We start from the raw sequence: 15,339 nt of genomic DNA, 5'->3' as shown, positions 1-15,339 counted from the left end.
AGTCTGCTCCCTTTAGCCACTCGGGAACCTATCCATATAAAACAAATGGAGCTGGAAACAGGACTTGAACCCGCAACATCCTCATTACAAGTGAGGTGCTCTACCAGTTGAGCTATTCCAGCATGACCTTCCACAAGGATTAATTATATCACCTTACTTCAACGTTGTCAATATCTTTCTTTTGAAAAACTTTTTCTCCAACGCTCAAACTCGGTACTTGAATATCTTATTACATTTTTTTTAGATTGTCAATCTTTTTTTATCTAACACACATTAAAATTTAAAGAAATAATAATAAGATGCAATTGCCAATACAAAACGGTAATATGCAAAAGATGCTAATGTTGATTTATTTAAAAATTTGATAAACCAAACTACAGATATATATGCAACAACAAACGCCACACTAAAACCAATCGCAAACATTTGAATATCTGCCAGATTAAGTTTATCCCATACTTTTAATAAATCATATAAGCATGCTACTGCCATTAATGGTACTGCAATAATAAATGAAAATTCCGCCGCAGCTGCACGACTTATACCTAAAATAAGTCCACCTGAAATGGTAGAACCTGATCGTGAAAAACCTGGCCACAAAGCTAAAATTTGAAACAACCCTATATAAAAGGCTTGTTTTAACGTAATATTATCGACATTAGTAACACTAGGGCGCTTTGATACTTTCTCAGCAACTAACATAAATATAGCACCAACAATTAAACCTATAATAACAGTGTATGGAGAAAACAAATATGTTTTAATCGGCTTATGTAGTAAATATCCAATTCCCATGACTGGCACAATACCTGCCAAAATATGTTTAACAGATAAACCACTACCATAAATGCTTAGTTTTTGCGGTCTCATCATTCGAGAAAATTTATCACGATACAAAAAAAGCACAGATAAAATAGCACCCAATTGAATAAAAACTTCAAATACACTTGCTTTTTCTCCTTCAAAACCAAGCATACTTCCTACTAAAATCATATGACCTGTTGAGGAAACAGGTAAATATTCTGTCACACCCTCAACAATACCAATAATGATCGCAATCAGATTTTCGCTCACTATAACACTTCCTTATTTTTTCTAAAAATAGTCACAAAGTTTATTATACCGCAATTCGATTTTTAATAACACCTTTTCCCATAGATTTCTTTCTTAAAATTAACCCTTCCTATCTTTTTATTTATAACTATAATTTAAAGAAGACTTGGCTTACACCAAGTCTTCTTACTATAAAGGATGAGAAAAGTTACCCTTTTCTCATCCTTTATCACCACATTCATTTTAATAAATATTCAAATCGCTTGATGAATTTATCTGGGTCAACTTGAACTGCTAACGCCATTTTTCTTAAATCGATTTGTTCAGTGAAGTCACTTTTTTCTAAACGTATCATATATTTTCTTGCAATTTGATATTGAATTGAATTGATATTTACTTTCCGCACTTGAGTTTTTTTGGTTTTACTATCCAAAATTTCACTAAAAGGAATAGGCGTGATTTGATTATCTTGAATCGTAATCATTGCATCAGTGCCACCATTTTGCAAGTAATCAAAAGCAGCAAAACCTAAGTCACGGGTATATTCAATATCAAAAGCATTAGGGGGTGCACAACGCAGTTCATAACCGATTTCTTTGCTTACAATTGTAGTTTTCAGTCCTATATCAGCAAGATTTTTAACCACAGCTCTTTTTAGTATATTCGGAAAATCCAATTCAGTATAACGAATATGTCCGTGTTCATCATAACAATTATTATCTAATCCTTGTAAATCTTCGACTCCTATTTTTTCAATAACTCCTTCTGCAATGACAGCCACACCATAGTTACGACCTGATGCCAATCTTTTGATGATTGAACCAACTAAAATATCAACAATCTTTTGCAGCCTAATTTCTTCTCCCATAAATTCTTCAGGAATAATCGTGACTGTCGCACTTGAACTTTTCCCTATTCCTAATGCTAAATGTCCAGCAGTACGCCCCATTGCCACAGCAAAATACCAGCGACTCGTCGTTTTAGCATCTTCCATCAAATTACTAACTAATTGCGCCCCAAGTGCTCTGGCTGTTTCAAAGCCAAAAGTCGGAAGACCTTCAGGTAAAGGTAAATCATTATCAATTGTTTTTGGTACATGCACAACAAAAAAATCAATTCCTAAAATTTGTTTTGCATATTCAGATATCTTAGAGGCAGAGTAGGCTGTATCATCGCCACCAATTGTTACTAAGTGTGTTATACCCATTTCGATCAACGTATTCACTACATGACTCAAGTGTTCTTCACTTTTGGTCGGATTCGCTCGTGCTGTTCGGATAATGCTACCACCATCCAAATGAATTCGACTCACCATCTCAATCGTCAACGGAACAATATTTTTTTCACCTTTAATTAACGATGAATATCCATCATAAATTCCTACTACGTCCCACCCCCGCGTGATAGCCTCAATCGTCACGGCACTAATCACACTATTCATGCCCGGTGCCGGACCTCCACCGCATAAAATCGCTAGTTTATTTTTGGCCCCTATCATAATATAACCTCCCATTATTTCTAATTGTTTTTAGTTATACTCCAGATTATTACCACAATTTAACTTTCGACAAGTTAAATTAAAATCCTTTGAAAATAGAATTTTTTTCTAATATTTCAAAATATTCTATTTTTATATAATAAAAAAAATAAGAAAAATTTAGCGAATGCTAAATTTTTCTTATTCATGTTAATCATCAATATTTTCACCATAGCCGCTCAAACATTGAGAGTCTTTACCGAACCCTGAAAGCCCTTTATACATTCCTTGAATATCTTTATCGTCACCACGATTATCTAAATAGCGTTCAAGTTTACGTTTAACCCGCTGAAGAGCATTGTCAATTGACTTTACATGGCGTTCAAGTTCTACTGCAATTTCTTGATAAGACTTCCCATCGAGATAAGCCATCAGAACTTTCCACTCAAGATCACTTAAAATTTCTCCCATTTTCTCTTCAATGTCAATAAACTCTTCCCTACTAATCACTAGATCCTCTGGGTCAGATATTTTAGAACCTGACAATACATCAAGCAAAGTCCGATCAGAATCTTCATCATAAATAGGCTTATTCAATGAAACATATGAGTTCAATGGAATATGTTTTTGCCTTGTAGCTGTTTTTATCGCTGTAATAATCTGCCGTGTTACACAGAGTTCGGCAAAAGCTCGAAAAGAAGAAAGTTTATCTGTACGAAAATCTCGAATTGCTTTATACAACCCAATCATACCTTCTTGGATGATGTCCTCACGATCAGCACCAATCAAAAAATATGATCTAGCTTTCGCCCGAACGAAGTTGCGATACTTGTTAATCAAGTAGTCGAGTGCGATTGTATTATTGTTATCTTTTGCATCAAGTACAATTTCTTCATCACTCATATTCTCAAATGAGCCACACAGATCGCATTGGGTATTAAAACGCATCGCATCGCCCCCACTCTTCAAATTGCTACACATTCACAAAAACAAAATGCACTAAACTATCAGCATCTTACGTTATGTGTACATGCCACTTCAAAGCAAATTATACCCCACACATCTCTACTTAGTCAAGCTTAAGTTGTCTAAATCCCTATGTGCATCCAAGCACTTCAGTGGTTTTAGACAACAGTAGAACTGAATTATTTTTTTATTGACCGATGTTATAGGTTTAAACAACTTCAGAAAAACATTATTGACTACTCCGAGAAAAGGGAGGTATTTGGGTACCGACTTTCATAATAGTATCATCTGGAAGATAACAATCTCTAGATAATACTTCACGTTTTACTTCTTGATTACCTGATCGTACAATTCTTAATGTACTTATGTTATAGCCCGGTTTTCCTTGTTTATCTATTTTAAATTCGCCTAGATATAAGGATTCATCATCTTTCTTACGGATTTCTTGCTGTATAATTTCTTGATCTGCAGATATTATTTCTACGACTTCATCAAGGGCATTTTGTCCAAAAATACCAACTAATAGTTTATTTTTCTGAACTTCAGCCATAATCATAATGGGCCGTGATGTATTATTAGCAAATTTAAAATCTAGACCGTCAAATACGACCGTAGCATCCCGCCCAAGAGGGACATAGGAAAGAGGCTTTGAATGATTATGACGTTCAACAATTTCTAAATTCGCTAAAAGAGCAGCATTATATAACGTTGAGGAAAGCTGACATATTCCTCCACCGACTCCTGGAACTAATTCACCATCCATAATTTCTAATGCTTCTTTGAAGCCATAAGCCTTCTCCCGCGGTCCTACGATGGTATTAAACGAAAAAACTTTTCCTGGGTACAGAATATATCCGTTTACTTTTTCAACTGCTACTTTAATATTAATAGAACGATTGATATCTTCATTATTAAATAAAGTACTATATACACTCATTGCTTTACGAATGCCAGCATTTCCAATTTCATCAACTGTGATTTCTGGATACAGGGTTGTCACTGGTAAAGCAACTACGGTATCTTCAGGCCTGACAAAAGCACTCAATACAAGAGGACGCAGAGTATCGGATGCAAGCTTACGTCCCTGCTGTTCGGGAATCACTCCACCACTTACTATACTTAAGGTCGCATTACGTGGTGGACGAGCAATCAGATTTTGCCATTCCTCAATGATATGAGCCAACTTCACTTCATCATAATTAATCTTAAGAGAAAGTTCATAGCCCTGTTGCGCTGCAATACGGATTTTGTTTATCCGATCCCACCACGAACCATCACGCCCATAACGCCATGCTTCATCAATCGTACTATTAACATCAATATCAAAATTAATACTCGTACCATCGACTCGAAATACCATTTCATCATAGTACAAGGTAATTTTTTTATCATGATAGGTATTTTTTAAAGATGACAATTGTTGTAATGCTTCATCTCGACTCCGTCCACTCAAATCAATTCCTGCGACAGATATACCAGGATATATATTACTATATGATAAAAAATACCAAGTCAAGCTTCCGAAAATAAGGATCATCCAACTCATCGCGGTCATTACTAACCACGGTTTTTTCACTTATTTTTTCATCTCCCGTTGTCTGACAACCTCATATAATAACAAGGAGCAAGCGACTGAGGCATTCAGAGAATTAATATTACCTAGCATAGGGATGCGAACGACAAAGTCACAATGTTCTTTGGTCAAACGCCCCATACCTTTACCTTCGCTCCCGACAACAACAACAATAGGTCCTGTTAAGTCAGCTTCATAATAATTTTTTTCCCCATCCATATCAGCCCCAACGACCCACATTCCAGCTTTTTTTAGTTCTTCAAGCGTCTGGGATACATTTCCAATTCGAGCTACTGGTACGTACTCTACTGCTCCAGCTGATGTTTTAGCCACAGTACCAGATAAAGGACAACTACGTCTTTTAGGTATGAGTACACCATGTACTCCCGCAGCATCCGAAGTTCGTAAAATCGCTCCTAAATTATGAGGATCTTCTAATTCATCTAAAAGTACAACAAAAGGAACTTCACCCGGACTTGTAGCCTTAGCCAAAATATCTTCCATCTCCGCATAGGCAACTGGTGGTATCATCGCTAAGACACCTTGATGTTTCTGTCCTTTTGTAAGGGCATCGAGTTTGCTGATTTCTACCTCTTGCACAATTAGACCTTGATCACGAGCTTGACCAATCACCTCGCGAATCGACCCTTGACGTTCCCCTTTTGCCACCATTATTTTATTGATCGGACGACCACTTTTTAAAGCCTCCAATACGCCATTGCGTCCCATAATAAATTCTTCTGCTACAGATATTGAATCAGACATAAATTTATCTCCCTCCAGTCACCATATGATGACATTCTATTTTTCCCTTTTTACAATAAGGTATGCATTGTAATACAATCTTAATTATGTACGCCACAACAGGAATAAATCCTGCTAAATCCGGTAAAGAATCATTTACATACTAAATCCTCAGGTACAAAGATAAATACCTGAGGATTTTGCAATGAATCATCTAATCTTTCGCCTGCATAGCAGCTAAACGACCGCAAGTCATACTTCCTTCTCCACAATAATGACTCGTCACACAAGTTGGACCGGCTTTTTTGAAGAGCAAAGGTGCTACTTTTTTGACTTCATCGAGCATGGCTTCTGCTAAACTTCTAATTTCCCATTGAGCGCGAACACAGCAGCGCAATTGGAAAAAGTGGAGTAATGTCCTTGCATTCATTGTTACAACAATCTTAGTTTCAGTTGCATTTGCCAGACAGTATCGAGCATCTTCTTTATTAACACCTAAAGTGATCAAATCATCATATGTACTACGAATCGTATCCATCAATTGATCAAACTTTTCCTTGGCAAGGGGATGATTTTCAACGGAAGGAGGAGTGATATATTCGAATTCATGTTCACTCACATATCGTTGAGATTGTTGAGAGTAGGAAGCAATACGATGACGTACTAATTGGTGTGTAAGTACTCTTGATATTCCTTCAATCGCAAAGGTAAAACTTACATGCTCAAGAGTCGATAAATGTTCCATCTCGACAATTTTATTAAGTAATTTTTCCACCTGTACTTCAGACATGTTTTCCACTAACTCTTCTGCTCCAACAGGCGAATAGCAAAGCCGTGCAGACATTGCAACCATTCTCTGTGGATCAGGAGTATGAGAAATTAATTTTATTTTCATTTATTCTCTCCATTACTTTTTGCTGTATTTGTCATTTCCCGGGCAATAATTGTAAAAGCTTTCTCTACAATTTCCGACAAACGTTCATGATTCTTCCCTAAATAAAGATATCCTAAGAGAGCTTCAAAACCTGTACTGCTTCGATACTCGCCTACCGTAGCACTTTTGGGAACAGTGGATTTTGAATTACGTCCTCGTCGAGCAACACTCTTTTCCTGATCTGTTAATTCATTTTCTAAGGATTTATAGGCGATAGCCTGCATTGTCGCTGATACAACCTTAGAACCAAAGGTATGCAGTACCCGAACTTTATTTTGCTCATAAGATAATAACTTCGTACGTACATACAAATTAAAATATGCATCGCCAATGTAGGCAAGGACTAGAGGATGTAACTGTTCTACTGGTATATCCTTATATTTACCTTGGGGAGGTCCATCATCAATGCACTCACCAAAAGCAGTATCGATTAAAAATTGAAATTGATCGAATTTCATCGTTTTTTCCACCTTACGCCTTGAGGTGAGTCTTCTAGTATAATACCAACTGCTCCTAAACTGTCACGAACCTTATCTGCAATCGCCCAATTTTTTGATTGACGAGCATCTTGACGAATACCAATGATAATATCCATTAACTGTCCAATTAGTTCTTGGCTGCCATCAACTTTATCTTGTCGTTCTTGGACCAATATGCCCAGTACCTCCGCCATCATAAAATACACATTACGAATTGCAGAATAAGCCTCTTCGTTATAACTGACTCTCTCTGCCATCACTGCATTATAATAAACATTAATTTCTTTGGCTAGACCAAACATAACACCAATGGCTAATGCAGTATTGAAATCATCATCCATGGCATCATGGAAATCTTGCTGTGCTTGTTTTGCCACTTCAACTAGGTGATTAGCTTCGGAGTTTGCAACAGAATTTGTCATCTTACTTAAATGATTGCTATTTTCCACTGCTGTCCTTAATCGTTCTAAGCTCCGCTCTGCCTCAGATAAACGCTCATCACTAAAGTCTAGAGGACTTCTATAATGAGTTGATAAAACAAAGAAACGTAATACATCCGGAGAATAGTGCTCTAAAATATCTTTTACTAAAAAAAAGTTTCCTAAGGATTTACTCATCTTTTCTTCATTTACGGTAATGAAACCATTATGTAGCCAATAGCGTACGAAAGGTTTTTCTTCCTCAACAAAGGCTTCAGATTGGGCAATTTCATTTTCATGATGTGGAAAAATTAAATCGCTACCACCACCATGAAAATCAAAACTATTACCTAAATACTTCAAAGACATAGCTGAACATTCAATGTGCCAGCCTGGGCGTCCCATACCCCAAGGACTCTGCCACGCAGGCTCACCAGGTTTAGCACTTTTCCATAAAGCAAAATCCATAGGATGATTCTTACGTTCGTCAACATCAACTCGCGCCCCCGCTTGCATATCATCAATATTACGCCCACTTAATTTACCATATTCATCAAATTTTTCTATACTATAATACACGTCACCATCAACAACATAAGCATAACCTTTTTCCACCAATGTATTAACAATATCAATAATTTCCGCCATATGTTCAGATACTGTAGGGTAAATATCAGCCCGACGAATATTCAATTTATCCATCACTTCGAAATATGAAGTGATATAGCGATTGGCAACTACATCCCACGTGACACCCTCTGCATTAGCAGTGTTAATAATTTTATCATCAACATCGGTAAAATTTTGCACATGATAGACCTTGAATTCACAATGCTCTAAGTATCTTTTAATAACATCCCAAGTAAGAAAAGGTCTAGCATTACCGATATGAGGATGATTGTAAGGAGTAACACCACATACATACATTTTAACTTGACCAGCTTCAACTGGTACAAAAACCTCTTTCTGTCTTGTTAACGTATTATAAACTCTTAGTGTCATTTTTTTTCGACTCCTTCTCTAACTGATTTATCCTTTTTTCTAATTTCCTTATGTTACGTTGCATACAGTTCATCATTTCAGCAACTGGATCTGGCAAATCATCATGTTCTAAGTCAATAGCTCCATCAAATTTACCATTAATTTTTTTGCCATTGTGCCATACAACTTGCCCTGGAATACCTACAACTGTTGAATTAGGTGGTACGGCTTTTAACACAACTGACCCGGCACCAATTTTAGAATTTTCCCCCACCGAAAAAGACCCTAACACTTTAGCACCACTTGCTACGACTACATTATCGCCAATCGTTGGATGACGTTTACCTTTTTCTTTACCAGTTCCCCCTAATGTTACTCCTTGATAAAGAGTTACATTAGCACCAACCTCAGCAGTTTCTCCAATCACAATTCCTGTACCATGATCAATAAATAATCCTTTGCCAATTGTTGCGCCTGGGTGAATTTCAATACCCGTTATAAAACGAGCTAAATTGGAAATCATTCGGGGCAAAACAATCCATCCACGCTGATATAACCAGTGACTGATGCGATGCATCCAAATTGCATGAAGTCCGGGATAGCACAGCAATACTTCCCACATACTTCTTGCAGCAGGATCACGTTCAAAGACTACCTCAATATCTTCTTTTATACGTTTGAACATACGATTTCCTCCTCTTTTATAAAAACAACCAACAAAAAGACCACTATCTCATACAGAGACAGTGGTCCGTGATTCCACTCTGCTTAGGTGCATAATGTTTTTATACACCTCTCAATAGCACAATAACGGTTGCTACCGTGTCAGCCTACTCAATCTTCAGCCAACCTGTTCACGGGTGCATTTAGGTGTCTCTTATCTAATAGCGCTCGCAGCCTATGGCGCTACTTCTCTGCAAGTCAGTATTACACTTACTTATCCCGATCATTACATTTTAGATATGATTTATTATAAAATTATACTCGGAGGAAATAACACTGTCAATCAGATTTTAGCTAAGGTCTTTTCAAGACGAGCAAGTATCCGCTCTTTACCAATAAGAGAAATAATTTTATCTAGATCAGGTCCATGCATCTTACCTGTTAACACAATCCGAAGTGGCATAAAGACTTTTTTGCCACCTAATTTTAACTCTTTTGTTATGCTTTTTAAGAGTGCTTTTACCGCTGGTGCATCAACAATTGTAAGTGCCTGCAATTTTTCACGGAAACTAGCCATAACTTGAGGAATATCAGCGTCACGTAAAATTTCCACAGCTTCTTCATTTTCAAACTCAATTTCATCATTAAAGAATATATCAATGTGATTTACAATTTCTGCACCATGGCTAATATACTCTTGCAGTTCAGCAACTACTGAAACTAACCATGCCTTTGCTTCCACAGAAATTGTATCATCGATATAACCTGCAGTTTTGAGATGAGGTAAAACTAGCTCAGTAACAACTTCTGGTGTCGCTTTTTTTATATACTGAGCACTAATATAATTTAACTTATCAAGATCAAACACTGCAGGGCTTTTAGCCACGCGATCCATGGAAAATTGCTGAACTAACTCTTCTAATGAGAAAAATTCTTGTTCACCAACAGGTGACCAACCTAAAAGTGCTAGATAATTTACAATCGCTTCAGGTAAATAACCTAAATTACGATATTGATCAACAGATGTCGCACCATGGCGTTTACTCATTTTACTACGGTCAGTAGCCAAAATAAGAGAAATATGTCCAAACTCAGGGGCAGTAAAACCAAGAGCTTCATATAGAACGACTTGGCGAGGTGTATTAGACAAATGCTCTTCACCTCGTATAACATGGGTAATGTGCATTAAAGCATCATCAATAACAACTGCATAATTATAAACTGGCACACCATCAGATTTGACAATAACAAAATCACCCACACCATTTGAATCAAAACTGATCGTATCACGAACCATATCTTTAAACACAATTTGCTTATTTTCAATAACATGAAAACGAACAGTCGGTTTCCGACCTTCAGCAGTAAATTGAGCGATTTCACTTTCTGTCAAATGCCGGCAACGTCCACCATAACGCGGTGTCTCACCTTTATCATGTTGCGCTTGACGTTCTGCTTCAATTTCTTCTTCACTACAATAGCAGTAATAGGCTTTTCCCTCAGCTAATAGTTGCTGGGTATACTTATTATAAGTATCTAGACGTTCGGTTTGTCGATAGGGTCCGTAAGGACCTCCTACATCAGCACCTTCATCCCAGGTAATCCCCAACCAATTTAAGGCATCCTTAATATTTTCTTCTGATTCTTTCGTAGAACGTTCTAAATCAGTATCTTCAATTCGCATAACAAACTTGCCATTATATTTTTTTGCTAATAACCAATTAAACAACGCTGAGCGAGCGCCACCAATATGAAAGGGACCTGTAGGACTTGGTGCAAACCTCACTCTGATTTCTTGTTGTAACATATTAACTTCCCTCCAAAAACTTTTTTTGCATCGTATAGAGTCTGCCTTAAAGTGTCTATCTATCTTTTAAAGCAGCTTCCTTACATTACAGTTGCATTTTTTTAAAAGTTTCTATCCACTATCATCAGACTATATTTTTTCATGAGTTCCATATAATTCTAGCAGATTATATATGTTTATGCAAAAAAAGCTTTTGAAATACTTTATTTATGCCAACTGCTAACATATTGAATAAAATAACCATTTCATGCTGAAATGCATATTACTGTACTCTTATTAAAAACAAGCCATCTATAATGTCAGGGGTAATTAAAGTAGTCTTTCCACGATTTACTCCTGAAACAGGTCTCACACCATCAGCCAAAAGCGCGACTCGCCAAATTATTTTATCGTTATACCACAGTTCACCCCATGTAGTACTATCATCTTGGCGCATTACCTGTATGTTCAGCGTCATTGCAATCAATAAAATACATATTACGTTTCGCATAGATATCCCTCCACATTTTTGTGCGAAAAATTGATTTACTCTACCCTTTTTCCTATCATTATTTCAGAATCTAGATTATTTATAATATATATTAATACACAAATTTTATACAAATATTCTTCAAACTTACTTTTTTATAAATTTCACACAGGAATTTGTCTGATTTTGTTGAATTGTAAATAATAGGGTGGATTTCTGCTAACTTCCTATTTTTCTTTGTATTTCTAAATAAAATAATTGGAGGTCATGTAATGAAAACTTTTGTTAAATGCAAAGCCTGCGGATTTATTATGGATGAGAATCACCTAAAAGATCTTTGCCCTGCATGTGGTTTACCCAAAACAGTATTTGAGCCCTATACAAAAAAGATTTCACCAAAGCGTAAATTCATTATTGATCAACATCTCCATCCTGTCAGCGTTCATTTTCCACAAGTCTTTATCGTAGTTATTATGTTTCTGCTTCCTCTTACTTTTTGGATTGATGGTCCTTTACGTGAAGAATTTTTAGCAGCAGTCAAATTATCCATTTTAGCATTACCTTTATCTGTACTACTCGGTTTTATCACAGGGTTGATCGATGGGAAAATTCGCTTTAAAAAGTTAACTACACCACTTTTAATAAATAAAGCAATTGCAGGAGTTATTCTCCAGATTTTATCAATTGCTATTTTCGCTTTATATTTGATGAATGGTTTTACTCCAACGAATATGATTATTATTACTGTACTCAGCGTTCTATCTGCTGCGTGCGGCATATATCTTGGCCGAGTAGGTTCTACGATGTTTGATTCCATCATGCCGGGCTAAGAGACTGATACATACATAAAAAAATGCCAACCTAAAGAGGTTGGCATTTTTTTACTTATTTTTCACAATTGACGCCACAGCATAAGCAGCGATTCCTGCACCTTTTCCAGCGAATCCTAACCCCTCAGTTGTCGTTGCTTTTACATTAATTTGTCCTACTTCAACTTGCAAGGCTTCTGCGATTTTTTGATTCATATCGGGAATATAAGAAGCTAATTTAGGTCTTTCTGCTACGATTGTCGCATCAATATTATTAACGATATATCCATGTTCAGCAATAATTTCTCTAACCCTTTCAAGAAGAATGATACTCGAAACGCCTTTATAGCGCATATCCGTATCAGGAAAATGTCTTCCGATATCGCCTAATGCTGCAGCGCCTAAAAGTGCATCTTTAATTCCATGTAATAATACATCAGCATCTGAATGTCCATCTAATCCATAAATATAAGGTATTTCAACTCCACCAAGTATTAGTTTTCGACCTTCAACTAATTTATGTACATCATATCCCATACCAAACCGTATCATATTCTCTCCTTCTCGCTTTTTATTATTACAACGAGTATCTTCTTGTTTGATTAACGCCTCAGCAATAGTTAAGTCCTCAGGAGTCGTTACTTTAATATTATCATAGCTACCAACTACAATTTTAACATCGACACCTAATCTTTCAACGAGTGATGCATCATCAGTACCAAGATAACCGTCTTTTTCCGCTCTATCATAGGCTTGTCGTAGAAGTTCAGCAGTAAATCCTTGAGGCGTTTGTATTGACCACAGAGTATTTCTTGCTGGCGTGTCTATGACGCTCCCATGTTCATCAACTACTTTGATAGTATCTTTAACAGCCACCGCTGCAACAGCAGCTTTTTGTTCACGAGCAACTTGAATCACACGATTAATACACGGTTTGCTAACAAGGGGCCTAGCACCATCATGCACTAAAATTAGATCAGTTGATTGAGGTACAATTTTAAGAGCATTGGCAATCGAATATTGTCGTTCACAACCACCTGCAACCACTTGCCAACCTTTAATTTCAGGCAATGTACTAAGTAAACTCTCCACATCTTCCACTTCATCAGGTGCCGCAACGACGACAATATTATCAACTTCAGTGCATGCTGAAAAAGTCAGTACACTGTGTAACAATATAGGTTGATCCCCTAGTAATATAAATACCTTATTAATATCACTATTCATCCTTTTCCCGCGTCCTGCCGCAACTATGATTGCTGTAACCACGTTATGATCCTACCTTTCAAGTATCGTTTTTCTCTTGTAATATACTTGTTTATTCGATTGCCGTAATTACTTTACCTGCTTTTCGGCAATCAATTTGATAGCATCATATCATTTATCATCATTTACACACCACGGACATACTATATTTTTTTATACCAGCACCATAAATTTTTCGCCCTCGCGACTCTTGTTCAACCCAATGATTACATTTTCTACACAATACTCGCGATGAAGGCAAAGCTTGTACCAACGTTTGCCCGCACTTACTACATACAAAGTTAACCAATTCAAATTCTTCGTTATGCATTTTTTCCCCTCCATAGTATTTTCAACCTATTATTATATTCCATTTATTGTAATTTTTTCCTGCTAAACCTAAAAAAAAATCTCCAAGTCTGCTAAACACAGAACTTGGAGATTTTTTATCCAGTTAAAATTATCTAAGCACCTTTTTCCATTGCTTTGGGTTTGGCAAAAATCATACGACCAGCGGCTGTCTGCAGCACAGATGTTACCAATACTCCAATCGTATCACCAATATGCTTCTTACCGCTATCAACTACAATCATTGTACCATCATCAAGATATCCGATTCCCTGCCCCAATTCCTTACCATCTTTTACAACATGTACGATCATTTCTTCACCTGGTAAGACAACTGGCTTTACAGCATTCGATAGTTCATTAATATTAAGCACTTTTACACCTTGCAATTCAGCAACTTTATTTAAATTATAATCATTAGTCACAAGCTTCCCTTTCATAACTTGGGCAAGCTTCACAAGTTTAGAGTCTACCTCGGCAATATCATCGAAATCACTCGTATTGATTTGCACAGAAAGAGCCAACTCTTTTTGCATACGATTCAAAATATCTAAACCGCGTCGGCCACGATTACGCTTTAACAAATCTGAAGAATCAGCAATATGTTGTAATTCTTCTAACACAAACACAGGAACGACTAGTGGTCCTTCTACAAATCCACTGGCACAAATGTCAGCAATACGTCCATCAATAATAACACTTGTATCAAGAATTTTATATTGTTCCACTTCAATAATTTTATCTTTTGACTTGTCTTTTTCCTTTTCTTTACCTCTCCAAGGCAAAGATACTAGCATTAAAAATAATTCTTCTCGTTTATTGATTGCAATATTCATTCCAAGATAACCTAAGATGATACTACTAACACCTGGAATATAATTCCCAATAATCGGAACATGCATAAAGGTTGATCCGATTAAATTAGAAATGATTAAACCAATAGCAAGTCCTATCGATCCCGCCAATACGTCATAAATCGGCATTTTATTCAGCCTTGACTCAACCCAATAGGTAAATTTCATCAAATGCTTTATGAAAAAAGGCGATAGAAAAAAACCAACAGCACCACCGGATATTCCACCTACAATAAAGATTAGAATCGTAGCTATTGTATCACCACTATCAATGAATCCAATACGTAAAGACTCATTGCTCACCATCGATGCAAAAAAAGAACTTGTACTTATCCATTTAGCTGTCATAAGACCAGCAATTACTGTTAAGACAGTTATGATAAACCGCAAAATTTTATCTAGCAAATTAACACCCCCTCTACTATTTATTCATTATATAAGATTTCCCACATTCTTACAAGCAAATTACATTACAAATACAATGTGGAAACACTATGTATTATACCCTAATATTAACA

15 protein-coding genes, 1 tRNA gene and 1 other annotated feature are annotated in these 15,339 nt (G+C 36.5%); of the genes, 1 reads left to right on the top strand and 15 read right to left on the bottom strand.

The features are described from left to right. Nucleotides 1-46 precede the first annotated feature (46 nt). The 12 genes from ACAN52_RS20850 to ACAN52_RS20795 form a co-directional block, all read right to left on the bottom strand. Nucleotides 47-122: transfer RNA gene (locus ACAN52_RS20850), tRNA-Thr, on the bottom strand. Nucleotides 123-273: 151 nt separating this feature from the next. Next, nucleotides 274-1,074 (bottom strand): undecaprenyl-diphosphate phosphatase, encoded by an 801-nt coding sequence (locus ACAN52_RS20845; protein ID WP_378957025.1) that lies wholly within the window; start codon nt 1,072-1,074, stop codon nt 274-276. 217 nt (nt 1,075-1,291) lie between these two features. Further along, complete coding sequence (pfp, locus tag ACAN52_RS20840; RefSeq protein ID WP_378957024.1) at nt 1,292-2,551, bottom strand: diphosphate--fructose-6-phosphate 1-phosphotransferase; 1,260 nt, start codon at nt 2,549-2,551, stop codon at nt 1,292-1,294. A gap of 189 nt (nt 2,552-2,740) precedes the next feature. Then, entirely contained in the window at nt 2,741-3,478 is a 738-nt protein-coding gene (gene sigH / locus ACAN52_RS20835; RefSeq protein WP_378957022.1) for an RNA polymerase sporulation sigma factor SigH, read from the bottom strand. A 247-nt stretch (nt 3,479-3,725) separates the two neighbouring features. Beyond that, a complete protein-coding gene (locus tag ACAN52_RS20830) occupies nt 3,726-5,072 on the bottom strand; it encodes a VanW family protein (RefSeq protein ID WP_378957021.1) in 1,347 nt (448 codons plus the stop codon). Next, the gene (gene rlmB, locus ACAN52_RS20825) at nt 5,073-5,822 is read right to left on the bottom strand and encodes a 23S rRNA (guanosine(2251)-2'-O)-methyltransferase RlmB (RefSeq protein WP_378957027.1); all 750 of its coding nucleotides are present in this window, start codon (nt 5,820-5,822) and stop codon (nt 5,073-5,075) included. A gap of 205 nt (nt 5,823-6,027) precedes the next feature. Next, nucleotides 6,028-6,708 carry an FAD-dependent thymidylate synthase gene (gene thyX / locus ACAN52_RS20820; protein ID WP_378957020.1) on the bottom strand — a complete coding sequence of 227 codons (681 nt, stop codon included), beginning with the start codon at nt 6,706-6,708 and terminating at the stop codon, nt 6,028-6,030. Beyond that, nucleotides 6,705-7,205, bottom strand: coding sequence for a Mini-ribonuclease 3 (locus tag ACAN52_RS20815; protein WP_378957019.1), 501 nt, complete (start codon nt 7,203-7,205; stop codon nt 6,705-6,707). The genes thyX and ACAN52_RS20815 overlap by 4 nt, the downstream gene beginning before the upstream one ends. Further along, nucleotides 7,202-8,647 (bottom strand): cysteine--tRNA ligase, encoded by a 1,446-nt coding sequence (gene cysS / locus ACAN52_RS20810; RefSeq protein WP_378957017.1) that lies wholly within the window; start codon nt 8,645-8,647, stop codon nt 7,202-7,204. The genes ACAN52_RS20815 and cysS overlap by 4 nt, the downstream gene beginning before the upstream one ends. Then, a complete protein-coding gene (gene cysE / locus ACAN52_RS20805) occupies nt 8,628-9,311 on the bottom strand; it encodes a serine O-acetyltransferase (protein WP_378957015.1) in 684 nt (227 codons plus the stop codon). Before cysE ends, cysS begins: the two co-directional genes overlap by 20 nt. Nucleotides 9,312-9,362: 51 nt before the next feature. After that, nucleotides 9,363-9,585: a binding site (T-box leader), on the bottom strand. A 47-nt stretch (nt 9,586-9,632) separates the two neighbouring features. After that, nucleotides 9,633-11,096 (bottom strand): glutamate--tRNA ligase, encoded by a 1,464-nt coding sequence (gene gltX, locus ACAN52_RS20800; RefSeq protein ID WP_378957014.1) that lies wholly within the window; start codon nt 11,094-11,096, stop codon nt 9,633-9,635. 262 nt (nt 11,097-11,358) lie between these two features. Beyond that, nucleotides 11,359-11,586 (bottom strand): hypothetical protein, encoded by a 228-nt coding sequence (locus tag ACAN52_RS20795; RefSeq protein ID WP_378957013.1) that lies wholly within the window; start codon nt 11,584-11,586, stop codon nt 11,359-11,361. Between the two features lie 251 nt (nt 11,587-11,837). Here ACAN52_RS20795 and ACAN52_RS20790 point away from each other — a divergent pair, with 251 nt between their 5' ends. Continuing rightward, nucleotides 11,838-12,395 carry a rubredoxin-like domain-containing protein gene (locus ACAN52_RS20790; RefSeq protein WP_378957012.1) on the top strand — a complete coding sequence of 186 codons (558 nt, stop codon included), beginning with the start codon at nt 11,838-11,840 and terminating at the stop codon, nt 12,393-12,395. 51 nt (nt 12,396-12,446) lie between these two features. On the opposite strand, the gene ispD is transcribed toward ACAN52_RS20790, so the two are convergent. The 3 genes from ispD to ACAN52_RS20775 form a co-directional block, all read right to left on the bottom strand. Then, nucleotides 12,447-13,643, bottom strand: a complete 1,197-nt coding sequence (gene ispD, locus ACAN52_RS20785) for a 2-C-methyl-D-erythritol 4-phosphate cytidylyltransferase (protein ID WP_378957011.1) — start codon at nt 13,641-13,643, stop codon at nt 12,447-12,449. A gap of 118 nt (nt 13,644-13,761) precedes the next feature. Then, nucleotides 13,762-13,950, bottom strand: coding sequence for a hypothetical protein (locus ACAN52_RS20780; RefSeq protein WP_378957009.1), 189 nt, complete (start codon nt 13,948-13,950; stop codon nt 13,762-13,764). A 133-nt stretch (nt 13,951-14,083) separates the two neighbouring features. Continuing rightward, entirely contained in the window at nt 14,084-15,226 is a 1,143-nt protein-coding gene (locus ACAN52_RS20775) for a PIN/TRAM domain-containing protein (protein WP_378957008.1), read from the bottom strand. Nucleotides 15,227-15,339: the final 113 nt, after the last annotated feature.

It is taken from the genome of Pelosinus sp. sgz500959 (assembly GCF_042610375.1).
Lineage (GTDB): Bacteria > Bacillota > Negativicutes > DSM-13327 > DSM-13327 > CTSoil-075.
The sequence above is the reverse complement of the archived record's forward strand: the minus strand, read 5'-3'. Positions and strand labels throughout refer to the sequence as shown.

Coding starts and splice junctions, on each gene's coding strand:
- pfp (WP_378957024.1), bottom strand. CDS start 2,551: ATGATAGGGGCCAAAAATAAACTAGCGATTTTATGCGGTGGAGGTCCG.
- sigH (WP_378957022.1), bottom strand. CDS start 3,478: ATGCGTTTTAATACCCAATGCGATCTGTGTGGCTCATTTGAGAATATG.
- thyX (WP_378957020.1), bottom strand. CDS start 6,708: ATGAAAATAAAATTAATTTCTCATACTCCTGATCCACAGAGAATGGTT.
- ACAN52_RS20815 (WP_378957019.1), bottom strand. CDS start 7,205: ATGAAATTCGATCAATTTCAATTTTTAATCGATACTGCTTTTGGTGAG.
- cysS (WP_378957017.1), bottom strand. CDS start 8,647: ATGACACTAAGAGTTTATAATACGTTAACAAGACAGAAAGAGGTTTTT.
- cysE (WP_378957015.1), bottom strand. CDS start 9,311: ATGTTCAAACGTATAAAAGAAGATATTGAGGTAGTCTTTGAACGTGAT.
- gltX (WP_378957014.1), bottom strand. CDS start 11,096: ATGTTACAACAAGAAATCAGAGTGAGGTTTGCACCAAGTCCTACAGGT.
- ACAN52_RS20795 (WP_378957013.1), bottom strand. CDS start 11,586: ATGCGAAACGTAATATGTATTTTATTGATTGCAATGACGCTGAACATA.
- ACAN52_RS20790 (WP_378957012.1), top strand. CDS start 11,838: ATGAAAACTTTTGTTAAATGCAAAGCCTGCGGATTTATTATGGATGAG.
- ACAN52_RS20780 (WP_378957009.1), bottom strand. CDS start 13,950: ATGCATAACGAAGAATTTGAATTGGTTAACTTTGTATGTAGTAAGTGC.